The sequence below is a fragment of the Nonomuraea sp. NPDC052116 genome, from assembly GCF_040680035.1.
Lineage (GTDB): Bacteria > Actinomycetota > Actinomycetes > Streptosporangiales > Streptosporangiaceae > Nonomuraea > Nonomuraea angiospora_A.
Window position 1 is genome coordinate 31,955 of the sequence record NZ_JBFAWA010000057.1, and the last position, 21,403, is coordinate 53,357.

The window sequence follows — 21,403 nt, forward strand, 5'->3', positions numbered from 1 at the left end:
GTTCAGGCTCCCTCCGATCTTGCTGAACGGTGCCGCCGGGAGCCACCGTCGCGTACGTCAACGTGCGCTAGATTCGCGACATGCGCGCCCATCGCGTCGTCATGGCCGTCACCGACGACATGCCGATCTTCGAAGCAGCCGTCCCGTGTCAGGTCTTCGGCGTCGACCGGCCGCACCTGGCCGATCCGTGGTACCAGTTCTCGGCGGTCCCGGTCGGTGACGCACCGGTGCGGCTGAGCCCGGGATTCACCCTCGCCCCGGTGAGCGGCGGGTGGGATCTGGATTCGACGGACACCCTCGTCATCCCGGCCTGTACGAATGTGCACGACGACCCACCGGCGGAGTTGGTGGACGTCGTCCGGGAGGCGTACCGACGCGGGATCCGAATCCTGTCCATCTGTTCCGGCGCCTTCGTCCTGGCCGCCGCCGGGGTGCTCGACGGGCGCCGGGCCACCACCCACTGGCTGCACGCGGAGGAGCTGAGCCGCCGCTATCCCGCCGTCCGGGTCGACCCGTCCGTGCTCTACGTGGAGGACACCAATGTGATCACCTCCGCGGGGACGGTGGCCGGGATCGACGCCTGCCTGCACGTCGTACGGGTCGACCACGGCGCTGCCGTGGCCGCCGAACTGGCCCGCCGCCTGGTCACCCCACCGCACCGGGACGGCGGGCAGGCCCAGTACCACCGCCCCGCCTCGCCGGTGGTCCGCGACGACTGGCTGGCCGCCCTGCTGGACTGGGCCACCGAGCAACTGCATCTGCCCCTGTCCATCGCCGACCTGGCCGCCCAGGCCAATGTCAGCGTGCGTACCGTCGAACGCCGATTCGCCGAGGCGCTCGGGATGTCGCCGCTGCGCTGGCTGCTGCAGCAGCGGGTACGCCGGGCCCAGCAGTTCCTGGAGACCAGCGACCGGCCGATCGGATGGATCGCCGACAGCTGCGGCTTCGGCGGACCTGCCAGCCTACGAGCACACTTCGCCCGGATCGTCGGGGTATCCCCCACCACCTACCGCCGAACATTCCACGAACGGGCAAACACAACCCGCATCGCCAGCTGACCAACCCAACAGCACGACCCGCACCACCAGCCGACCAACCCAACGGCACGACCTACACCGCCAATCGACCGGGCCCAACAGCACGGCCCACCACCACCCGGCCAACCCCGCAGCGCGACCCCCACCACCCAACCGACCCACCGGCGCGGCCCGGATCGCCAGTTGACCGGTCCGGCAGCGGGGACGTGCCTCGCCGTTGCGTCACCCTTGCCGAGCGGGCCAGAGGTCCTGGTAGTAGCGGGGGCACACGCAGTTCCTGTCGTCCTGCGGGGGGTCTACGACGTGGTCCGCGATCGGGGCCAGCAGCGCCTCGATCGCCTTGGCCGAAGCGACCGCGGCCTCCGTGACGCTGTAGGGATCGGCGGTGTCGGCCACGCTGACGGCCAGCCGATCCCCGTGCGACCAGACGTGGGCGCGTTGTCCGGCGATCTCCACGTGCCCCGGTTGCCCGATCCCAGGAAAGCGCGGAATGGCGACCGGGAAGTGGGCGAACTCGGCCGCGGTGTAGGCGACGCCGGGGACCGGCCGCGGGTCGCCGGGGCTGAGCCATGTCACGGGCACGCCGAGCGCGGACAGCGTCCGCACGAGGTCGTCCTGCGTCTCGATGCGCAGCCCGACGAGCAGCTGGTCGCCGTCGTTGGCGTGCCCGCCGTACGCGCGGCAGAAGCGGAAGTAGGCCAGCTCGCGCGCCCATGCGTGCAGCCGGGCCGGCGGGTGCCGCTCGTAGAGGTAGTCGGTCCAGCGCTGCCCGTTCATCCGCCGGATCGTACCTCGCTGCCCGCGTGGTGGACGGTGAGGTCGCCGTATGGTGATAGCTGCGCGGTGAGATCGCCCGGTTTGCCGCGTAACGTCGCGTCGAGGAACGCGGCGCTGGTGGCGGCTGTGAGGCGCAGCCCGGCGGTGCGGCCCAGTGATCCGGCCAGTGCGGGCACGGGCGGAAGGTAGAGCGGCGCGTCTGTGAACGTCAGGTGCGCCGTCCCCGGGACGGTGAGCCGGTAGCTCGTGGCAGCGCTGAGGTCGAGCACCTGCGTGAGGCGGGGAATGTAGGTTGGGTTGTCCGCCGGGTCCACCGGGTGGGTGAGCGCGAGCACCGGTTGGCGGAAGGGTCGCGGCTCGGGGTCGTGGGGAGCGCCGTCCAGGTCGATGACCGCCGCGAACCGGGAGTCCTGACGGGCCGCCAGCAACGCGGCGGCCCCGCCGATCGAGTGGCCGGTCACCGCTGCCCGAGCGGTGTCGAGGCGACCAGTCCACGGGCCCGCGATCTCACCTCGGTCGAGGCGGCCCAGCTGGGTCAGGACGAAGCTGAGGTCGGCGGCGCGCACCGCCGTCCAGCCGGCCGCCCGCCGCTCGTCCTCGCGCTCGTCGCCGGTCGCGGCGACCCGGGTGCGGATCGTCCGGCCGTCGGCGAGGACGACGGCGGCCGAGTCGTACGGGTGGTCGAGGGCCACCACGACGTAGCCGAGACTGGCCAGCTCCTCCGCCCACGCGGTGTTCTGGGTGCGCACGCCCCCGAGCCCCGGCGAGAACAGCACCACGGGGAACCGTCCTCCCGCCTCGGCCACGGCGGCACCCGGCACCGAGCGGGTGCGGGCGGTCGAGGCGCTGTCGAGCAGGAAGCCGGGCACCCCGAGGTAGTCCGCCGCGGCGCCGGAGACGACGCGCGCCTCCCGCTCCGTACGGCCGAGATACACAGACCGCGCGGTGCCTGTGGCACTCCCCTGCGCCGGGTACCAGAACTGGACGACCACCGTGCGCCGGTCATCCGGGTCGGGCGTCGCGGGCTCCGGACGCGCCGGATCGGTCCACTCCAGCACGAGGGTGCCGACCGGGAACCGGCCCGACGGCTCGGGGAAATCGGGCACCGGAAACGCCCACACCGCCACTGGACCTGCGGCGAGGAGACCGGCGCACGCCGCCCAGCCCGGCAATGCCAGCCGCCATGGAGGCCGCCACGCAGCCCGGCCCAGGAGCACGGGAAGGCTGGACGACAGCAGGATGGCCGCGCCCGCGAGAACCGGGACGAACTGCCAGCGCACCCCGGCCAGGAACAACGCCGTCGTGGAAAGCAGCACCACCGCCGCCGCGCCCATCGTGACCGGCCGGCGGGCACGGGACGGAAGCCGGCGAGCGAGCACCAGCAGCGCGGTGGCCAGCACCACGACGATCTCCGGGAAGGACATGCCCAACGTCACCCGGCCATTGTTGAGGAGGGACGCGTCCCACCGCGTCCACCTGAGGTCTGGGTTTCAGGTCAGACCTACGGTTGACACCATTGCCGCCGGGTGACCGTCGTCGAAGAGCTTCACAAAAGGGCCCGCCACGCCTTGGAGAGGGCGTGGCGGAGCTGGCCGACCTGGCGCGTGGACAGGTCGGCGATCATGAGCTCCTCGAGCTCGCGTACGGGCTCGGCGAGGCGGGCCAGGAGTTCGCGCCCCGCGTCGGTGAGGAGGATGTGCAGCTCGCGGCGGTTGGCCGGGTTGCGCTCGCGCCGGATGAGCCCGCGTTCCTCCAGGGCGCGCACCAGGTCGGCCACGGACTGGGCGGTGACGAACGAGTCGCGGGCCAGCTGCGCGGCAGACAGCCCGTCGTGCCGCTCCAGCACGGTGAGCGCGGTGTACTGCGTCACCGTGATGCCGGCCGGCCGCACCAGGTCGTCGAGGCGTGCGCGGACGACGAGCTCCACCTGTTTGACCATGTAGAGCAGCGACGGCGGCGCCTTGTCCGCAGCCGTTCCCGCCTGCTGTTCCGCTGTTGCGATCATCACCTGCTCCTGAGTCGTCGTCGGGGAGATCCAGGCTAGGCCATTGACAGGAAACCTGTTGGCAACAAGACTGCCCATCGACAGGTTTCCTGTCAATTGAGGGCGGCTGGTCCTCGGCGTACTCGGTCTTTCCGTCGTGTGGCCGGGGTCACTCCGAGGCCCTGCAACGGGCGGTATCCGTGAGGGAGAAGCGCGACCATGAGCGAACCCGAGCCCGAGCACGAGCCTGAGGAAGGCCAGAGGCACGAGGGGGCCAGGGGCGGCCGTGGCCGTGGCGGACATGACCGGTGTCGGCGCGGCCAAAGGCGGCCGTACCGACGTGATCGACCCGTCCGCCGGCCAGGTGGCCCCACCGTGTCCGCGGCGGACGAGACCGTGACGGCCGCTCGGGGCACGTTCGTCCTGGTCGGCGCACCGTCGTCGGCACCGAGCCGGTCCTCGACCTCGACGTCACGCTGCCGGGGCAGGCGCGTGAGGTCCGGCACCGAGCCGGCCTTCGACGTGGACGCCATGCTGCCCGGGGCGGGCGCGTGACCGGCCTGACCCTCGACGCCGGCCGACTCCCCCAAGTCCTGGGTGCTGGCTGGCTCTCCCGGCAACTCCTGGGTGCTGGCTGGCTCTGCCGGATCCTCGGCGCCGGCGGGTTCCCCCGACGCCCGGTGCGGCCGAGACGCGGGCCGCGATTCCCGCCCTGGTCCCGCTCGTCCGTGCCGGTCAGCCGCCGGTGCGGAAGCCTACCGGCCACCGGTGCGGAAGCCGACCAACCGCGGGCACGGAAGCCGACCGACCGCCGGTGGAGAAGCCGACCGGTTGCCGGTGTGGAAGCTGGTCGGCCCCTACCCGTTCGACGACATCGATCGCGCCGCACGAGGCAAGGCGATCGACCCCGTGATCACGTTCTGAGAGGTGTCCCACATGGATCTGACCGGCAAAGTGGCGATCGTCACCGGCAGCGGGCGCGGCCTCGGCCTGGCCTATGCCGAGGCCCTGGCCGCCGCGGGCGCCGCGGTGGTGGTGAACGACGTCGATCAGGAGGCGGTGGACGTCGCGGTGGCGAAGATCACCGCGGCGGGCGGCCGGGCCGTCGGCGTGGCAGCCGCGGTCGGCGGCACGGCGGCGGCCGACCACCTGATCGGGGCGAGCGTACGGGAGCTCGGCCGCCTCGACGTGCTGATCACGAACGCGGGCATCCTGCGCGACCGGGTGCTGTGGAAGATGTCCGACGAGGACTTCGACGACGTCGTGAACGTGCACCTGCGGGGCACGTTCACGTGCGCCCGCGCGGCGGCGGTGCGGATGCGCGAGCAGGGCACGGGCGGGCGGCTGATCCTCGTCGGCTCGCCGGCCGGCCAGCGCGGCAACTTCGGCCAGACCAACTACGCCGCGGCCAAGGCCGGCATCGTCGCGATGGCCCGGACCTGGGCGATGGAGCTGGCCAAGGCCGACATCACGGTCAACGCGGTCATCCCGGTCGCGGCCACCGAGATGACCAAGACCATCCCGGCGTTCGCACCGGTCATCGAGGAGTCCGAGCGTACCGGAGAGCCGCTGCCCGGCTGGCTGCGCAGGGATGAAGGGCTGGGCACGGTCGAGGACGTGACCGGGCTGATCACGTACCTGGCCTCGGACGACTCCAAGGGCGTCACCGGACAGGCGATCGGCGTCGGCGGGGACCGGCTGGCCCTGTGGGCGCACCCGAAGGAGAAGGCGGTGGCGTACGCCGACGGCGGCTGGAGCGCCGAGGCGATCGCCGAGCAGTGGCACACGGGCGTCGGCGCCGAACCCGAGACCTACGGCATCCCCGCCCCCAAGGGAGCCGGACGGTGAACCTCGACGAGCTGGTCGCGATCGACGTCCACACCCATGCCGAGATCTCCAAGGACGGCCACGGCTCGCTGAGCCCGGTGCTGTTCGGCGCGTCCGAGCAGTACTTCGGCTCGCACGAGCGCCCTGCCGTCCCCCAGATGGCGGCCTACTACCGGGAACGGAAGATGGCCGCGGTGGTGTTCACCGTGGACGCCGAGCACGCCACCGGCCACCCGCGCATCGCCAACGAGGAGATCGCCGAGAGCTGCGCCGAACACGCCGACGTGCTGATCCCCTTCGCCAGCGTCGACCCGCACAAGGGCAGGGCGGGGGCGCGGGAGGCCCGACGCCTGGTGGAGCGGCACGGGGTGCGCGGCTTCAAGTTCCACCCCAGCATCCAGGGGTTCGCCCCGAACGACCCGATGGCCTACCCCCTGTACGAGGTCATCGAGGAGCTGGGTGTGCCCGCCCTCTTCCACACCGGGCAGACCGGCATCGGCGCGGGCGTGCCCGGCGGGGGCGGCATCCGGCTCAAGTACTCCAACCCGATGCTGGTCGACGACGTGGCCGTGGACTTCCCCGAGTTGCGCGTCATCCTGGCGCACCCGTCGTTCCCCTGGCAGGACGAGGCGCTCGCCGTCGCCACGCACAAGCCGTACGTCCACATCGACCTGTCCGGATGGTCGCCGAAGTACTTCCCACCCCAGCTCGTCCGGTACGCCAACAGCCTGCTGAAGGACAAGGTGCTCTTCGGCTCCGACTATCCCATCATCACCCCGGACCGCTGGCTGGCCGACTTCGCCAAGCTCGACATCAAGCCCGAGGTCCGCCCCAAGATCCTCAAGGACAACGCCGCCCGCCTGCTCGGCCTCGACAAGGAGCCCTCATGATCACGGTTGACGGACTCGCGGAGATCAAGGCCCTGGCCGGCCGCGACCTGGGCCACAGCTCCTGGCTGGAGATCACCCAGGAGCGGGTGAACACCTTCGCGGACGCCACGAACGACCACCAATGGATCCACGTGGACACCCGGCGGGCCGCGGACGGCCCCTTCGGCGGCACCATCGCCCACGGCTATCTCACCCTGGCCCTGGTCATCCCGCTGTTCAACGAGGTGCTCGGCATCCAGGGCGTGAAGATGAGCATCAACTACGGGCTGGAGAAGGTCCGCTTCCCCGCCCCGGTGCGCGTGGGCGCCAAGGTTCGCCTGGCCGCGAAGGTCGCCGAGGTCGAGGACGTGCCCGGCGACGGCGTGCAGATGCTCTGCGACTTCGCCGTCGAGATCGACGGCGTCGGCAAGCCCGCCTGCGTCGCCCGTGCCGTCTACCGTCACTACGCCTGAGAGGTGACGGGACGGTGTTGAACGCAGGGCTCGGCGGGTGGCCGGCCAGGCGGGCCGCGATGTCGCCGGACCGCACCGCCTTCGTCTTCCGCGACCGCGCGACGACGTACGCGGAGGTGTTCGACCGCATCACCCGGCTGGCCGGGCAGTTGCGCGCGGCCGGGGTGCGCAAAGGGGACCGGGTGGCCTACCTGGGGCAGAACCACCCGGCGTTCGTGGAGACGATGTTCGCCACGCACATGCTCGGCGGGATCTTCGTGCCGCTGAATTTCCGGCTCGCCGCGCCGGAGATCGACCACCTGCTGGCCCACAGCGGGGCGACGGTGCTGGTCCACGCTCCAGAGCACGCCTTCGGGCAGGCCGTACGCACGGTGGTGGCGCTGGGCCCGGACTACGAGGAGTGGCTCGCCGCCGGCGACCCCACGCCCATCGACGTGCCGGTCGGCCTCGACGACGCGGCCTGCGTCCTGTACACCTCCGGCACCACGGGCCGCCCCAAGGGCGCCACGCTGACCCACGGCAACCTGGTCTGGAACTGCTACAACCTCCTGGTCGGGGTGGACGTCGCCGCCGACGAGGTGACGCTGGTCAGCGCGCCGCTGTTCCACGTGGCGGCGCTCAACCAGTGTCTGCTGCCCACGTTCCTCAAGGGCGGATGTTCGGTCATCATGCCGTCCTGGAGCGTGGACGCCTGCTTCGACCTCATCGCCGGGCATCGCGTCACCTGGATGTTCGGCGTGACCACGATGTTCGCCGCGCTCGCGCGGTCGCCCCGCTGGGCGGGCGCCGACCTGTCGTCCGTACGCTGCCTGATGGCGGGCGGCGCAGCGGTCCCGCCCGCGCTGATCCACACCTACCAGGAACGCGGCCTGACCTTCTGCCAGGGTTACGGCCTCACCGAGACGGCGCCGGGCGCCACGTTCCTGGAGGCGGGCGAGAGCGAGCGCAAGGCCGGATCCGCCGGGGTCCCGGTCTTCTTCACCAATGTCCGCTGTGTCCGCCCCGACCTGACCGACGCCGCCCCCGGCGAACCCGGCGAAGTGATCATCCAGGGCCCGAACGTGACCCCCGGCTACTGGGACGACCCCGCCGCCACCGCGCGGGCCTTCTCCGAGGGCCGGTGGTTCCACTCCGGCGACATCGCGTACGTGGACCCCGACGGGCACTTCCACATCGTCGACCGGGTCAAGGACATGTACATCTCCGGCGGCGAGAACGTCTACCCGGCCGAGGTCGAGGCGGCCGTCTACGAGCACCCCGCGGTCGCCGAGGTCGCGGTGATCGGCGTGCCGGACGCCACGTGGGGAGAGGTCGGCCGGGCATTCGTGATCACCGTCCCCGGGCGCGGTCTGACCATCGGCGGGCTGCGGGCGTTCCTGGCCGAGCGGCTGGCCAAGTACAAGCTCCCCGTGTACCTCGACATCGTGGACGACCTGCCCCGCACCGGCTCGAACAAGATCCAGAAGAGCCGGCTGCGCGACACCCTCGGCAGCGCTCCCGGCCCGACGTGACGTGGCGACGCTGGCGTTGGCGTCACTTTGGCGCCATAATGGCGCCATGGATCTCAAGCCGTACGTCGACAGGCTACACAGGGACCTCGCGATCGCCGCGGAAGCAGGCGGCGAGGACGCGCGCGCCCTCGCCGAGCGACTTGTCTCACCTCTCGAGTCATCCGTCCGGCTGATCCTGCTGGAGGTCCTGTCGGCGGCCGCCGACGAGATCACGCGCGAGCTGGCGCCGGGTTCGGTGGAGGTCCGCCTGCGCCGCGGCGATCCCGACTTCGTCCTGACCCGATCCCCGGCGCAGCACCCGTCCGCGCCGGACGCCCCCGATGACGACGGCGGGCCGTCCGGCGCGGGCGTCCAGCCCGTGGAGATCCAGGAAGGCGGCACGGCCCGCTTCAGCCTCCGGCTCCCTGAGCACCTGAAGGTGCAGGTCGAGGAGGCCGCCCGCCGGGAAGGCCTGTCGGTCAACACCTGGCTGGTGCGTGCCGTCGCAGCCACGTTGGAGCCCGGCGGCCGCCGGACGGCGGGGCGCGGCTCGGCGAGCGGGCGCAGCTACACCGGCTGGGTCGGCTGAGGCCCGGACGTACGCAACCACGAGGAGGGATGTCATGCCGACATTCGACACACCCGAGCCGATCTCGGTCAGCATCGACCTGCCCGGCGCCGAGGTCAGGATCATCGCGAGCGACCGCGCCACCACGGTGGTCGACGCCCGGCCTGACGACGGTGAGGGAGGGGCGGCCGCGGTCCAGATCGGCTACGCGGCCGGCAAGCTGGTCGTCAAAAGCGCACAGCAGGCGCCCGCCCAGTCCCTTGCGGGCGCCGGAGCAGGCCCGCGGCGCCATGGGTGGGGCCTGTCAGCCCTGGCCGGCCTGTTCGGCGACTGGGGGGAGTCGGTCCGCGTGACGATCGAGCTGCCGTCGGGCTCGCACGTACAGGGCTCGACGACGTCGGGCGAGTTCCACTGCACGGGCCGGCTGGGAGACTGCCGGCTGCAGACGGACCACGGCGACATCCGGCTCGACGAGGCCGGCGCGATCCAGCTGACCAGCGACAGCGGCGAGATCGGCGTCGAGCGCGCCACCGGCCGCGCCGAGGTCTCCAGCGCCTCCGGCGAGATCAGGATCCAGGAGGTGGACGGCCCCGCGTCGATCAGGAACGACGACGGGGAGTGCTACATCGGCGAGGTGACGGGCGACCTGCGGCTGATCGGCACCAGCGGCGACATGCAGGTCGAGCGCGCCCACGGCGGCGTCGAGGCGAAGAACGTGCACGGCAGCGTGCGGATCGGCGAGGTCGCGCGCGGCTCGGTCGTCCTGACGAGCACGACCGGCGACCTCGAGGTCGGCGTCCGGCAGGGCACGGCGGCGTTCCTCGACGTGAGCACGGCCAACGGCAGGTTGCTCAACTCCCTCGACGCCCGCGAGGGCCCGGACGGGTTCGACGAGACGGTCGAGATCCGCGCCCGGAGCCACGACGGCGACATCACGATCCGGCGCGCCTGACGGGCCGCCTCCCGATGAAGTGCGCCGAGTACGACACTGCCGTCGAGCCGCGCGGGTGATGGCGCGTCCGGGGCATCACGTCCGATCCTAGGAGCGTGACGGTACGTTCCGGCGAGTCCGTGCTCGTGGTCATCGACATGCAGAACTACTTCGTTCGCGATGTTTCTGCCCATATCGTCCCCGTCATCGCGGACCTTGTCGCCCGGTGGCGGTCGGCGGGGAACGACGTGGTGTTCACCCGCTACGTCAACCATCCCGGCTCGCCGTACGAGCGGCTGCTCGGCTGGACAGCGTGCATGGAGCCGCCGCAGATCGAGATCATCGACGAGTTGCGGGCGCACGCGCGCAAGGCGACGGCCGTCATCGACAAGAAGGGGTACAACCTGTTCGCCGACGCCGGCGGAGCGGCGCTGATCGCCGGACGCGGGTGGCGGGACATCTACCTGTGCGGGATCGCCACGGAAAACTGCGTGCTGGCGACCGCGCTCGGGGCGTTCGAGCTCAACCTGACGCCGTGGCTGATCGAAGACGCCTCCGCCAGCCACCGCGGGCGTCACGCCCACGACGCGGGGGTGTTCGTCGCGGGGAGCTTCATCGGCGCAAGACAGATCATCTCGGTTGCGGACATCCCGGCCTTGCCGGCAGTCCCCGAGGGCCGGAATCCCTGAGCGGCCGGCCCCGCGCCCGAAGCCCGAATCCCCGAGCGGCCGGGCCCGCCTTGGGACGCTCGGGAGGCCGGGACCGCGGACTCGGCGCAGGTGTATTCGCCAGGTACGGACTACTTGATGCGGCCGTGCAGGAGCTCGACCAGGGTCGCGTGGGTGCGCTCCAGCGGCCGGTCCGGATACAGGGCGCGGCGCTCGATGGCGACCGTCAGCACCATGCCGAACACGGCCGTCGCCGCCGTCTCCACGTCCAGGTCGGCCCGGACCTCGCCGTTCGCGGCGGCCCTGCGCAGCACGTCCGCGTACACGCCGAGAGCGCTCTGGCGCAGCCGCCCCACCGCCTCCTGCCACGCCGTCCGCCACATCTCGGCCAGCAGCACCCGGGCGAAGGCCCCGTGCTCCTCGAAGAACCTGAGCTGGCCGAGCACCACCGAGTCGAGCGCGTCCAGCGCGCTCTCCCCCGTGTCGGAACCGGCCAGCGCCTCGGCGAGCATGTCGATCGAGTGCTCCAGCAGCGCCTCGAACAGTCCCTCCTTGCTGCCGAAGTTGTAGAACACGGTGCCCTTGGCCACCCCGGCCCGCTCGGCGATGGCGTCGACCGTGGTGGCCGCGTACCCGTGCTCGGCGATCAGCTCCACAGCCGCCCTGAACACTTTCCGCCGGGTGTCCTGCCTGCTCCCGCGCCTGGCGGTGCGCTCGCTGCTGTGCCCATTGGTTCGCTCGCTCCGCTCGCTCACAGGCCCTCCTTCGTCAGGCCTGCGAGCGCAACGCTGCTGTGCCCATTGGTTCGCTCGCTCCGCTCGCTCACAAGGCCAGCTCCGGGTGCAGGCGTTTGACGGACCAGGTGCGGCCGCGGTCCACGGCGAGCGTGGTGAGCGCGAGCCCGAGTACGAGGAAAGCCGACAGCACCCCGCAAGCCTGCCACACCACGGTGAGATCGCCACCGCTGATCAGCCTGCGCAGCGCCGACACCACCCAGCTCATCGGCAGCCACGGCGAGATCGTCTGGAAGAACCCGGGCGACGTCTCGATGGGATACGTACCGGCCGCCGAGGTGAGCTGCAGCATCAGCAGCGCCAGCGCGACCACCCGTCCGGGCGGGCCGAGCAGCGCGTTCACCGCCTGCACGACCGCCATGAACGCGGCGGTCGCGAGCAGCAGCAGCCCGGCCAGCCCGGCCCAGCTCGCGGCCTCCAGCCCGAGCCCGAACCGCAGAACCGCCACCAGCACGCCCACCTGCGCCGCCCCGAGCACCACCGCCGGCAGCCAGCCCGCCAGCGCGATCCGCACCGCGCCCGTCGTGCCCGCCAGCCGCCGCTGGTTCAGCGGCTTGAGCACCATGTACGCGATCATCGCACCGACCCAGAGCGCCAGCGGCAGGAAGAACGGCGCGAAGCCGGTGCCGTAGTTGGGCACCTCGTTGTCGACGGTCCTGGCCAGCCGGACCGGGTCGCTCATCACGTCCGCGCGGTCGTCGCGCTGCTTGCCGTCGTAGTCGGGGATCCGGGCGGCGCCGTCGCCGAGCCCGCCTGCCAGTTCCTTCGATCCCGCGGCGAGCTTGGCCGCGCCCTTGTCCGCCTGGCCCGCGCCGTCGTGGAGCCGGTCCACGCCGGTGCTCAGTTCGCTCGCGCCGTCGCTCAGCCTGACCAGCCCGCCGCCCAGGCGTCCGATGCCGTTCGTGACCTGGCGCGAACCGTCGGTCAGCTTGGTCGCACCCTGGTAGAGCCGGTTCGCGCCGGTCGCGGCCGTGCCCAGGCCGGAGTTCACCTTCGCGGCGCCATCGGCCAGCTTGCCCAGGCCCGTGTCCAGGGCATTGAGCCGGCTTCTGGCCTGGTCCAGCTTGGACCCGAGCCGAGGTGCCACAGCCGCGATCTTGCGAGCCTGCTCGGCCAGCTCCCGCGCCTGGTTCCTCAGGTCCGCGACGCCGTCGATCCCGGTTCCCGCGCCGCTGCCGGCGCTCGTCCGGGCGGCGTCCTGGGCCTGGCCCGCCTGAGTGGCGGCCCGGCGCGCGGCGGCTGCCGCGTTCCGCAGCAGGCCGCGTACCTCGGGGTCGGCGTCCGCGCCGAGGCGGTCGAGCGCGGCCTGCGCCTGCGAGCTCGCCTCCCTGGCGCTGTCGGCCGCGCTTCCCGCGTGGGTGTTCGCCGCGCTCGACTGTGCCGCGCCCGTTGACGACCCGCCGTCGGCGACCTTGTCGGCGGCGTCGGCGACCGCCTCGGCGGCCCTGGAGATCTTGGGGCCCCATTCGTCCAGCACGGGGACGTACGTGTCGGCGAGCTGGTTGACCGTGCGGGTCTGAGCGTGAACCTGCTGGTATGCCTCCTTCGCTCCGGAACTGAGCGGAGTGGTTCCTTTCTCGTGGAGCTGGTTCAGGCCGTCGCGCAGTTGCCCGATGGCCTGCTGCGCCTGAGTGAGGCCCTGCGTGACCTGGGCCGAGCCGTCACGCAGCCTGCCCGTGGCGGTGTTGGCGGTGCTCAGGCCGGCGGAGAGCTGCCGGGCGCCGTTCTCGGCCGTGCCCAGGCCGTCGCTGAGCCGGGAGACGCCGTCACCGAGCCGCACGACGCCGTCGTGCAGCTTGCCCGCGCCCTCGGCGGCCTCCGCCGTCTTGTCGTGGATGTCGCCGATCGAGACGAAGACGTTGTCGAAGTAGTCGTGGATCGCCGTGCGCTCGGCCGCCGCCCGTACCTCGTTGAACACCGCGTCCGAGATGCTGCCCATGATGTAGCTGCGGCCCGTGTCCACGCGCAGCCCGAGCCGTGCCGGGCTCGGTGCGGCGGCGTCGTCGGCGGGTGAGGCCAGCTTGGCGCTGAAGTCGGCGGGCACGGTCAGCGACAGGTAGAACGTGCCGTCCGCGACCCCGTCGGCCGCCTGCCTCGCGGTGGTCTCGTGCCAGCCGAAGACGTCGCGCTTCCGAAGCTCGCCGGCCAGGTCGCGGCCCGCGTGCAGGGTCTTGCCCGCGGCTTGGGCAGGCTGGTCCTCGACGACCAACGCGACCGGCACGCGGTCCAGATTGCCCTGCGGGTCCCAGAACGACCACAGGTACAGGCCCGCGTACAGGAGCGGCAGCACCACCACCGCCGCCAGCGCCGCTCTTGTCAGCCGCGACCGCAACATGCCCTTCATGACAGCTCCACCAGCTGGTCGAAGCGGGCGGGCGGCGTCACGCACGAGGCCACCACCGTGCGGTCGAGGCTCCGCAGCAGGTTCCACAGCGCCTGCTGCCGGTCGGCCGGCAGGCCCGCGTCCACGTTGTCGGCGACGATCACTTCGGGTTCGTCCAGCAGCGCCAGCGCGAGGCCCAGCCGCACGCGTTGCTCGCGATCCAGCTCCCGCACCAGCGCTCGCTCCCGGCCGGCCAGCCCGACCCGCTCAAGAATCTCCTGGTACGGCCGGCGCCGCCGCTCCCGCAGGTGCTCCCCGACTGTCAGCGACCGGTCCAGATCCGTCACCCCGTCGATCAGCGCCAACGCCACGGCTTTTCGGATGGCGCGGCGCCCGGCGTGCCCGGCGACGTTCAGTCCGCCTTTGGTGGGCTTCATCCGCCCGGCCAGCGTCAACAGGAGGCTCGTCCGCCCGCTTCCCGCCGAACCCGCGACCACCGTGAGCGTGCCGGCCCCGGCCTTCAGCGAGACCTCCGGGTACACCCCCTCGATCGCCAACCCTTCCGCAACGATCATCATGGCTCCATTCTTTATACTGACCAGTCAGTACAAAGATAGGGCCGGTTCGCTCGGCCGCACCCATGCAGGCGCGGTGGCATTCGTCACCTCCGGCCGGCGTCGCCCCACCCCGGCTTCAGAACGGGCGGGGTCGGCCGACCCCTGTCGCGTAAGTGACGATCTCAAGAACGGACCGCGCCCTCTACACGGTGTTGTTGAGCGTCAGATCGTGGATGTCCCGATTCCTCAGCACACCGGCGTGCAGCCGCTTCGCCAGCGGCCCCCTGACGGGGCGGCTGAGGATCAGCGGAACGAGCTGCTCGTGCCTGCTGCCGTGGGATCGGAGACCTCCATGGAGCTGGGAGAGATCGTGATCGACCGCATGGCGGCCGAGCGCGGTGTCGGCCGCGGCCGCGAGGCCGATGTCGCCGATGCGGTCCGCCGGCAGCTCGTAGATCGTCGCCGCGTCCGCACGTTCCCAGACCTCTTCGATACCGGGCAGCGCCGCGAGGGCACGCACAGCGGCCCCGCGATGCTCGGGAGCCAGATGCAGCCAGGCGAAGCCCCCGAGCGCCCCGTGATGCTTGGGGTAGGGGTCGGTGATGGGCAGCACGATCTCCTCGAACGGGACGCCCGCTTCGGCGAGGAGGTCGCCGAGATAGTGCACCCGAGCGGTGCCGGCGTCGTGGTGCTTGGCGTTCATTCCATGATCGGCGGTGATCCCCACGGTGCACCCGGCGTCCAGGTACGCGCCGAGCAAGGCGTCGAACTCGACGAAGAACCGGTCGGCGAGTTCGTCCCCGGGTGCTGCCGCATGCTGGACCCGGTCCGTGAGGGAGACGTAGACGAGGCGCAGCCCGGGAACCCGCTGAAGCACGGCGAGGCCGATGCGCATCGCGTAGTGGCTGGCGGAGGGGTCGTACACGTCGAGAGCAGGTGTTCCGACGAGCTCCTCGATGTCGTCGATCCCGTACTCGGGCAGCGCGGCACCTCTTGCGCGTTCGACGCTGACGCTCGGCACTCCGCCGTTGCCGAGCAGGAGCCGGAGCTTGTCCTTGGTCGTGACGGCCAGAGTCGGGATCCCGCGGGCGGCGAACTCGGCGTGGATGCTCGGCGCGCGAAGAAATCGAGGATCATTGAGCAGCTCCAGTGAGCCGTCGGGCAGCCGGCAGTAGTTCCCGGGGATGCCATGGATGGCAGGCGGGACGCCGGTGACGATGGAGATGTTGTTCGGGTTGGTCAGGCTCGGCATCTCTGACGCTCCGACGGAGAAGACGCCGCCGTCGTCGAGCATCCGCTGGAGACGAGGCATGATGCCGCGGCTCAGCCCGTCCCGGAAGTATCGCGGGTCACCGCCGTCGACGGTGATGACGACGACAGGGTGATCCGGGACGGTGTACGGGCGATCGTTCACGGTGATGGTGGTCACGGTGTCCTTTCTTCACGGACGCTTTCGATGAAGAGCTCTTCGACCAGCGTCGGCGGTCGTGCCGCCAGCCTGATCAGCTGGATCGGACGTTCGGGAGGCGCCGGGTCGAGATGGACCTCGGCGACCCGGCCGAGCAGCAGGGCCTCCTCGGCGGCGGCCCTGGGCAGGCAGGCCAGGCCGAGACCCTGGGCCACCGCGGCGACGATCGCGCTCGTGCCGGCGATCGTGCCGGCATGGGTGCGTGGGATTCCCCACCTCTGCGCCATGTCAACCTGGTACTGGCGCGTGGTGGACCCCTCCTCTCGGAGCAGGATGCGGGTGCCGCGCAACAGGCGCGGCTCCACCCGCTGCCCGGCGAGCGGGTGATCGCCGGCCACGATGACCACCTGCTCCTCGCTTCCCGCTGCTGTCGCGCTGAGAGAGGGCTGTTCGCTCTGAGCGGCGACGAGCGCGAGAGGCAGCTCGCCGGAGAGCACCTTCTGGATGATGAGGGAGGAGTTCGCGACGTGGAGTTCCAGCTCGACGTCCGGGTAGCGGTCCAGGAAGGAACGCAGGAGCCGTGGAAGCAGGCGCTCCGTCGCCGTGGTCGTGCCTCCGATGGCCAGGACACCGGCGACCGGCGCCCGTCGTACACGCGTGACCTGATCCAGCGCCTCGTCCGCGAGGGAGAGCAGATCACGGCCGTACTCAAGGAGCTTCTCACCGGCCTCGGTGAGCCTGAGCGACGGCGCGGAACGGTCGACCAGCACCGCACCGACCTCGCCTTCGAGCTGCTGAAGGTGGGACGAGACGGTCGACTGCGCGACGCCGAGCGCTCTCGCGGCCGCCGAGATACCGCGGTGATCGGCGATCGCCACGAACACCTGAACCCGTTGGAGGCTGAGTTTGCCGGTCATCGGCCACTGACCTTCTCCGGCTCGGATGTCAGCGGGACGGGAGGCGTGGACCTCCCGGACATGATGGCGTTGGCGGCCGACGACGAGATCTCGCCCTGCCAGCGCGCGATCACCAGACCTGCCACCGCGTTGCCGAGCGAGTTCACGACGGCGCGGCACTCGGACATGAATCGGTCGATCCCGAAGACGAGCATGACACCCGAGACCGGGATGACGGACGTCGCCGACACCGTCGTGGAGAGCATCACGAAACCGCCTCCGGTCACGCCCGCGGTTCCCTTCGACGACAACAACATCACCGCGAGGAGCAGCAGCTGCTGGCCGAGATCGAGGTCAATCCCCAGCGCCTGCGCGATGAACATGCTGGTCAGCGTGAGATAGATGCACGTGCCGTCGAGGTTGAACGAATAGCCCGCGCTGACGGTGATGCCCGCCGTCCCCTTGTCGACGCCGAGGCGAGTGAGTTTGGCGACGATGCCGGGGATCGCGGCTTCCGAGGAGGACGCGCCCAGCGCCAGCAGGATCTCGTCCTTGAAGTACCGGAAGGTGTGCAGCGGGTTCAGCCGTACCAGCAGCAGGATGCCGCCGAGGACGACGACCACGAACGTGATCGAGGTGCCGTAGAAGGTGCCGATCAGCTTCAGCAGCGCACCGACGGTCGCCACCCCGAAGTGGCCCACGGTGTACGCCATCGCCCCGAACACGCCGACGGGGGCGGCATACGTCACGAGTCGCACGATCGTGAACAGGACCTCGCCGATCCGATCGACTGCCCGGGCCACGGGCCGAGCCCGATCGCCGAGGACGGCCAGGGCGACGCCGAACAGAACGGCGAAGAACAGAATCTGAAGAATCGCGCCTTCGGCGAAGCTCGCCACGATGTTCTTCGGGAAGATCTGCAGCACGTAGTCGGTCCACGACATCTCTGACGCCGCGTCAACCCGCGCGCTCACCTCGTCGGTGAGCTGAAGCTGAGCGGGGTCCACCGCCAGGCCGTCACCCGGGCGCACCAGGTTCACGGCGAGGAGCCCGAGCAGCAGCGCCAGCGTGGTCACGATCTCGAAGTACGCGATCGACCGCAACGCGATCGCGCCGACATGCCGGAGCCGATCCACGGCTGCGATGCCGCTGACGACCATGCAGAAGACGATCGGTCCCAGCAGCATCGTCAACAGCCCGACGAACGTGTCCCCCAGAACCTCCAACGACGTCGCGAAACCGGGCGCCACCAGGCCGACGATCACGCCTGCGGCCATTCCGGCGAGCACCCACGTGTACAACTGCCGGTACCAGGGCCTGCGCACGCGCTGAGCACTCTCGATATCGGCTGAAACCATGATTTTCCACCTCCACCTGATGAGGCGAGCGCATGCCTCGCTCCGCCCACCCGGACATCGTGGGCGGCGACACGGAGAGGAAGGTGAACGACGGCCACCCGGCCAGGCGAATGTGCGACGACAGGCCGGCCACCGTCCGATGGCCCTCATCGGGTAGGCCGATCAGCGTGTACGCGGCCGGGGAAGCCCCGGCGTGGAGAGAGCTGACTTACCCCACAATGTGAGTGATGTCAGTCCAACTCCTTGCGCGGGCCACCGCCTCTCTCCTCGGCTTGGCCCTCGGCGACGCCTTCGGTTCCCAGTTCTTCGTTCCCGCCAACCACCACGCACTCTCCTCCCGCCTCCTTCCACCCGACCCGTGGCAGTGGACGGATGACACCGAGATGGCGTGCTCCGTCTATCGCGTCCTGGCCGATCACGGCGCCATCGACCAGGACAAGCTCGCCGCGAGCTTCGCCGCCCGTCATGACTTCGACCGCGGATACGGCCCGGCGACGAACCGGATGCTTCGGCTGGTCCGCGAAGGAGGCGACTGGCGGACGCTTTCCGCGGAGCTCTTCGACGGCAAGGGCTCGTGGGGCAACGGTGCCGCGATGCGCGTGGCGCCGCTCGGCGCCTGGTTCGCCGACGACCTGCCACAGGTGGTTCGGCAGGCCGTCCTGTCGGCACAGGTCACCCACACGCATCCGGAAGCAGTGGCCGGCGCCGTCGCCGTTGCCGTGGCCACGGCCGTGACCGTCAACGAACCCGGCCTCCCCGCGGGGCGTTTCCTCGATCGGGTCAGAGAGCACGTGCCCGCGGGCATGGTCCACGACGGTGTCGCCGAGGCGCGGCAACTCCTCACCATCAGCGACCCCGTACTCGCCGCCCGGATGCTCGGGAACGGGCGACAGGTCAGCGCTCACGACACGGTCCCGTTCACCCTCTGGGTGGCGGCTCGCGAACGCCATGACTTCGAAGCGGCCATGTGGACCACCGCGGCGGCCGGCGGGGACGTCGACACCACCTGCGCGATCGTCGGCGGCATCGTCGCGGTCGCCGAGAACGCTCACCTGCCGCGGGAGTGGAGAGGGCGATGTGAGCCGCTACCGGACTGGGCAGGCGCCCCCAGCCCATCTCCACGTGAGGCGCGCGGCCGGTGATCAGCCGCCGTATCTCGGCCAGGTCCATCTCATAGGCGGTTGCCCGCTGTGTACCGGTGCGGTGCGTCGCCGCCCTGCCCGTCGGAGACGTCGACGATGCCGGGCAGTTCACTGATCAGGCGGGTCTGCGCCGTCGGGGAGAGAAAATGATGGTGCAGGTCGAGTCTGTGCAGGTGTGTCAGCGGCTGACCGGTCAGTAGCGCCTCCGCGCCGGCGTCGCTGAGCGTGCCCAGCGACAGGTCCAACGCTTCCAACCTGGCCACCACCGGCGCCGTCGCCACCGCCGCGGCTATCTCATCAGCGAGTTCGGCGTTGCGCAGGCCCAGAGACCGCAGCCGCGGCCACCGCGCGCCCGAGAGGATCGGCGCGAGATCGGCGATCGTCGGCCCGTCATGGAGTTCGTCGCCCAGCCACAGCTCTAGGTGCTCCAGAGCCGGAAGATCCGACTCCGCGATCGCGACGACCGTTTCGCGGGACAGGGCGCCGGACTCGATCGCCAGATGTCGCAGCGACGCATGCGTGAGCGGATGGCGAAGGCCGGTGCTGTCGCCCATGCCGCCGCGCACCCGTAGCGTCTCAAGCCGCGGATATGCGGCGAGCAGCTCCTCCACGTGGGCGTCGTACCACTGGTCGAGGCCGGCTTGCTCGCCGACGAACATCGCCTTCAGCCCGGTCAACCGTTCGGCCACCTCGCACAGCATCTGGATCGGCGCCTCGTCCTCCTCCAGCTCAGGCCCCCAGCGCCCGACCACCAGCGCCTCGACGGAGGCGGGCGGCACCGTGTCGAGGAAACCCTCGAAAACCGCCCGGAAGATCGGATGGGTGCGATCGCCTTCGAACTCGGCCAGCACTTCCCATTCTTCGCCTGAATCGTCATCCGCCCGGGGGCCGATGCTGATCCTCCAGGCCACGGTCTCGTCGGACTGCGGGCCATCCGGTTCGTCGCCCCCGAAATCGACGACGGCGCGACCGGCGAAGGCGGTGGGAGACTCGGCGCCGTCCGGGTAATTCCGGTAGTGCCCCGCGTAGGTCCAGCTCATTGGCGCTCCTGTCCCAGGACTGTCGGGCCGCCGCTCCGTCGGCGGCCGGCCGGGGCGACCCTATCGATCGGCCTTGCCGCCTGACTCGACGTTGATCGTCTCGTTGTCTCGCCGGCCTATGTCTACTGGGCGCCGGGTCAAGGAATGGCTGCACCAGGGCCGGCCAGCTGCCGGCGGGTCTGAACGAGCAGCTCTGGGACCGCGCGGCGGGACAGGGAAAGCGCCTTGCGCGCGATGCGGCGGCCGTCACGCGTCCGACCGGCGGCGCTCAGCACGAGCGCGTGTGCCGTGAGCGCCGAGAGCAGCGCCGGGGTGTAGGCCAGGGCGTCCTGCCTGGCCGCTGACTGTGTCACCTGGACCATCCGCCCGCTGCTGGAGATCGCTTCATCAGGATCCGTCCGGCAAAGGATCTTCGCGTGGGTACCGCTGACGCGTGCCAGGAGGTGGAGATACTCACCGCGATACAGGTTGATCAGCCGCTCGCAGCACTCGACCGCCTCCTGCGCGTCCGCGAGTGCGTCCTGCTCTCGACCGGCGGCCAGCTCGCAGATGGCGCGGATGTCCAGGACGCCGGCCAGGGCGGGCAGGTAGCGGTGGTCGTCGCGCGCGCTGATCGTACGTAACGCCGTCAGGGCCTCCTGGCTCGCCGCCAGGGCCTCGTCGTGCCGCGCTGCGACACTGAGCAGGCTTGCGCGGGTGGCGAGGGTCATGGCCACGTCACGCTCGTAGTCGGGACCGCCGCGCCACTGGCCGAGGCCCTCCCTGCGGATCCGCAGAGCCTCGGCGTTCACGTCAAGGGCCTCCTGGACCCGCCCGGCCAGCTGGAGCATGCCCAGGTGCGCGTCGAGTGCCTCGGCGAAGTCGTCGAGACGCTCGCGGCGGCGGTCGGGGTCGCCGTCCAGCAGGCTGCGATGATGCCCGATCCGTTCGGCGCTCGCCTTCAGTGCCTGTTCGACCCGGCCCGCGCCGAGCAGGGCCCTGGCGTGCCGGTCCAGGGCGGTGGCCAGCTGAGGCAGGTAGCGCTCGGGGTCGGCCTCGGAAGGGGCGCGCAGGGAGTCGGCCGTGGCGGCGAGCTTGCGGATCCGCCACCACTTCCAGATCGGCCGCAGGAGCCAGCCGAGACCGATGATCACGGCGAACGGCAGCACCGTCGCCCAGCCCGGCCACACGATGAAGGAGATCAGTGCGGTACCGGCCACCAGTCCCAGGAGGACCGTGACCGCGCAAGATCGCATCATGACGACCAGTGTGACGCCCGGCG

General features: G+C 70.9%; 21 protein-coding genes. 10 read left to right on the forward strand and 11 right to left on the reverse strand.

What is annotated here, in order from left to right:
• Window positions 1-80 precede the first annotated feature (80 nt).
• The gene (locus AB0L65_RS58520; RefSeq protein WP_364265575.1) at window positions 81-1,058 is read left to right on the forward strand and encodes a helix-turn-helix domain-containing protein; all 978 of its coding nucleotides are present in this window, start codon (window positions 81-83) and stop codon (window positions 1,056-1,058) included.
• 201 nt (window positions 1,059-1,259) lie between these two features.
• Here AB0L65_RS58520 and AB0L65_RS58525 read toward each other — a convergent pair whose 3' ends face one another.
• The 3 genes from AB0L65_RS58525 to AB0L65_RS58535 form a co-directional block, all read right to left on the reverse strand.
• Entirely contained in the window at window positions 1,260-1,814 is a 555-nt protein-coding gene (locus tag AB0L65_RS58525) for a hypothetical protein (RefSeq protein ID WP_364265577.1), read from the reverse strand.
• Entirely contained in the window at window positions 1,811-3,250 is a 1,440-nt protein-coding gene (locus tag AB0L65_RS58530) for a hypothetical protein (protein ID WP_364265579.1), read from the reverse strand. Before AB0L65_RS58530 ends, AB0L65_RS58525 begins: the two co-directional genes overlap by 4 nt.
• 110 nt (window positions 3,251-3,360) lie before the next feature.
• Window positions 3,361-3,819, reverse strand: coding sequence for a MarR family transcriptional regulator (locus AB0L65_RS58535; protein ID WP_364265581.1), 459 nt, complete (start codon window positions 3,817-3,819; stop codon window positions 3,361-3,363).
• Between the two features lie 354 nt (window positions 3,820-4,173).
• Between AB0L65_RS58535 and AB0L65_RS58540 the strand changes: the two genes are divergently transcribed.
• From AB0L65_RS58540 to AB0L65_RS58575, 8 genes are all read left to right on the forward strand, one after another.
• On the forward strand, window positions 4,174-4,353 hold the full coding sequence (locus tag AB0L65_RS58540; protein WP_364265583.1) for a hypothetical protein: 180 nt from the start codon (window positions 4,174-4,176) through the stop codon (window positions 4,351-4,353).
• A gap of 381 nt (window positions 4,354-4,734) precedes the next feature.
• Complete coding sequence (locus tag AB0L65_RS58545; RefSeq protein WP_364265585.1) at window positions 4,735-5,646, forward strand: SDR family NAD(P)-dependent oxidoreductase; 912 nt, start codon at window positions 4,735-4,737, stop codon at window positions 5,644-5,646.
• Complete coding sequence (locus AB0L65_RS58550) at window positions 5,643-6,515, forward strand: amidohydrolase family protein (RefSeq protein WP_364265587.1); 873 nt, start codon at window positions 5,643-5,645, stop codon at window positions 6,513-6,515. Before AB0L65_RS58545 ends, AB0L65_RS58550 begins: the two co-directional genes overlap by 4 nt.
• Window positions 6,512-6,967, forward strand: coding sequence for a MaoC family dehydratase (locus AB0L65_RS58555; RefSeq protein WP_350735003.1), 456 nt, complete (start codon window positions 6,512-6,514; stop codon window positions 6,965-6,967). The genes AB0L65_RS58550 and AB0L65_RS58555 overlap by 4 nt, the downstream gene beginning before the upstream one ends.
• A gap of 14 nt (window positions 6,968-6,981) precedes the next feature.
• Complete coding sequence (locus AB0L65_RS58560; RefSeq protein ID WP_364265589.1) at window positions 6,982-8,478, forward strand: long-chain fatty acid--CoA ligase; 1,497 nt, start codon at window positions 6,982-6,984, stop codon at window positions 8,476-8,478.
• Window positions 8,479-8,524: 46 nt separating this feature from the next.
• Window positions 8,525-9,046 (forward strand): hypothetical protein, encoded by a 522-nt coding sequence (locus tag AB0L65_RS58565; protein WP_363964670.1) that lies wholly within the window; start codon window positions 8,525-8,527, stop codon window positions 9,044-9,046.
• Window positions 9,047-9,080: 34 nt separating this feature from the next.
• The gene (locus AB0L65_RS58570; RefSeq protein WP_364265591.1) at window positions 9,081-9,977 is read left to right on the forward strand and encodes a DUF4097 family beta strand repeat-containing protein; all 897 of its coding nucleotides are present in this window, start codon (window positions 9,081-9,083) and stop codon (window positions 9,975-9,977) included.
• Window positions 9,978-10,072: 95 nt separating this feature from the next.
• Entirely contained in the window at window positions 10,073-10,645 is a 573-nt protein-coding gene (locus tag AB0L65_RS58575; RefSeq protein ID WP_364265593.1) for an isochorismatase family cysteine hydrolase, read from the forward strand.
• 110 nt (window positions 10,646-10,755) lie between these two features.
• On the opposite strand, the gene AB0L65_RS58580 is transcribed toward AB0L65_RS58575, so the two are convergent.
• The 6 genes from AB0L65_RS58580 to AB0L65_RS58605 all read right to left on the reverse strand — a co-directional run bounded on the left by AB0L65_RS58580 (window position 10,756) and on the right by AB0L65_RS58605 (window position 17,960).
• A complete protein-coding gene (locus AB0L65_RS58580) occupies window positions 10,756-11,379 on the reverse strand; it encodes a TetR/AcrR family transcriptional regulator (RefSeq protein ID WP_364265595.1) in 624 nt (207 codons plus the stop codon).
• Between the two features lie 67 nt (window positions 11,380-11,446).
• Complete coding sequence (locus AB0L65_RS58585) at window positions 11,447-13,762, reverse strand: YhgE/Pip domain-containing protein (RefSeq protein ID WP_364265597.1); 2,316 nt, start codon at window positions 13,760-13,762, stop codon at window positions 11,447-11,449.
• Window positions 13,759-14,319, reverse strand: coding sequence for an ATP-binding cassette domain-containing protein (locus AB0L65_RS58590; protein WP_364265599.1), 561 nt, complete (start codon window positions 14,317-14,319; stop codon window positions 13,759-13,761). The genes AB0L65_RS58585 and AB0L65_RS58590 overlap by 4 nt, the downstream gene beginning before the upstream one ends.
• A gap of 181 nt (window positions 14,320-14,500) precedes the next feature.
• Window positions 14,501-15,727 (reverse strand): alkaline phosphatase family protein, encoded by a 1,227-nt coding sequence (locus AB0L65_RS58595; protein ID WP_364265601.1) that lies wholly within the window; start codon window positions 15,725-15,727, stop codon window positions 14,501-14,503.
• A complete protein-coding gene (locus AB0L65_RS58600) occupies window positions 15,724-16,623 on the reverse strand; it encodes a LysR family transcriptional regulator (protein WP_364265603.1) in 900 nt (299 codons plus the stop codon). Before AB0L65_RS58600 ends, AB0L65_RS58595 begins: the two co-directional genes overlap by 4 nt.
• Window positions 16,620-17,960 (reverse strand): cation:dicarboxylase symporter family transporter, encoded by a 1,341-nt coding sequence (locus AB0L65_RS58605; RefSeq protein WP_364265605.1) that lies wholly within the window; start codon window positions 17,958-17,960, stop codon window positions 16,620-16,622. The genes AB0L65_RS58600 and AB0L65_RS58605 overlap by 4 nt, the downstream gene beginning before the upstream one ends.
• 227 nt (window positions 17,961-18,187) lie before the next feature.
• Here AB0L65_RS58605 and AB0L65_RS58610 point away from each other — a divergent pair, with 227 nt between their 5' ends.
• A complete protein-coding gene (locus tag AB0L65_RS58610; RefSeq protein WP_364265607.1) occupies window positions 18,188-19,102 on the forward strand; it encodes an ADP-ribosylglycohydrolase family protein in 915 nt (304 codons plus the stop codon).
• 29 nt (window positions 19,103-19,131) lie between these two features.
• Here AB0L65_RS58610 and AB0L65_RS58615 read toward each other — a convergent pair whose 3' ends face one another.
• Entirely contained in the window at window positions 19,132-20,142 is a 1,011-nt protein-coding gene (locus tag AB0L65_RS58615) for a leucine-rich repeat domain-containing protein (protein WP_364265609.1), read from the reverse strand.
• Between the two features lie 137 nt (window positions 20,143-20,279).
• On the reverse strand, window positions 20,280-21,380 hold the full coding sequence (locus AB0L65_RS58620) for a hypothetical protein (RefSeq protein WP_364265611.1): 1,101 nt from the start codon (window positions 21,378-21,380) through the stop codon (window positions 20,280-20,282).
• Between the last annotated feature and the right edge of the window lie 23 nt (window positions 21,381-21,403).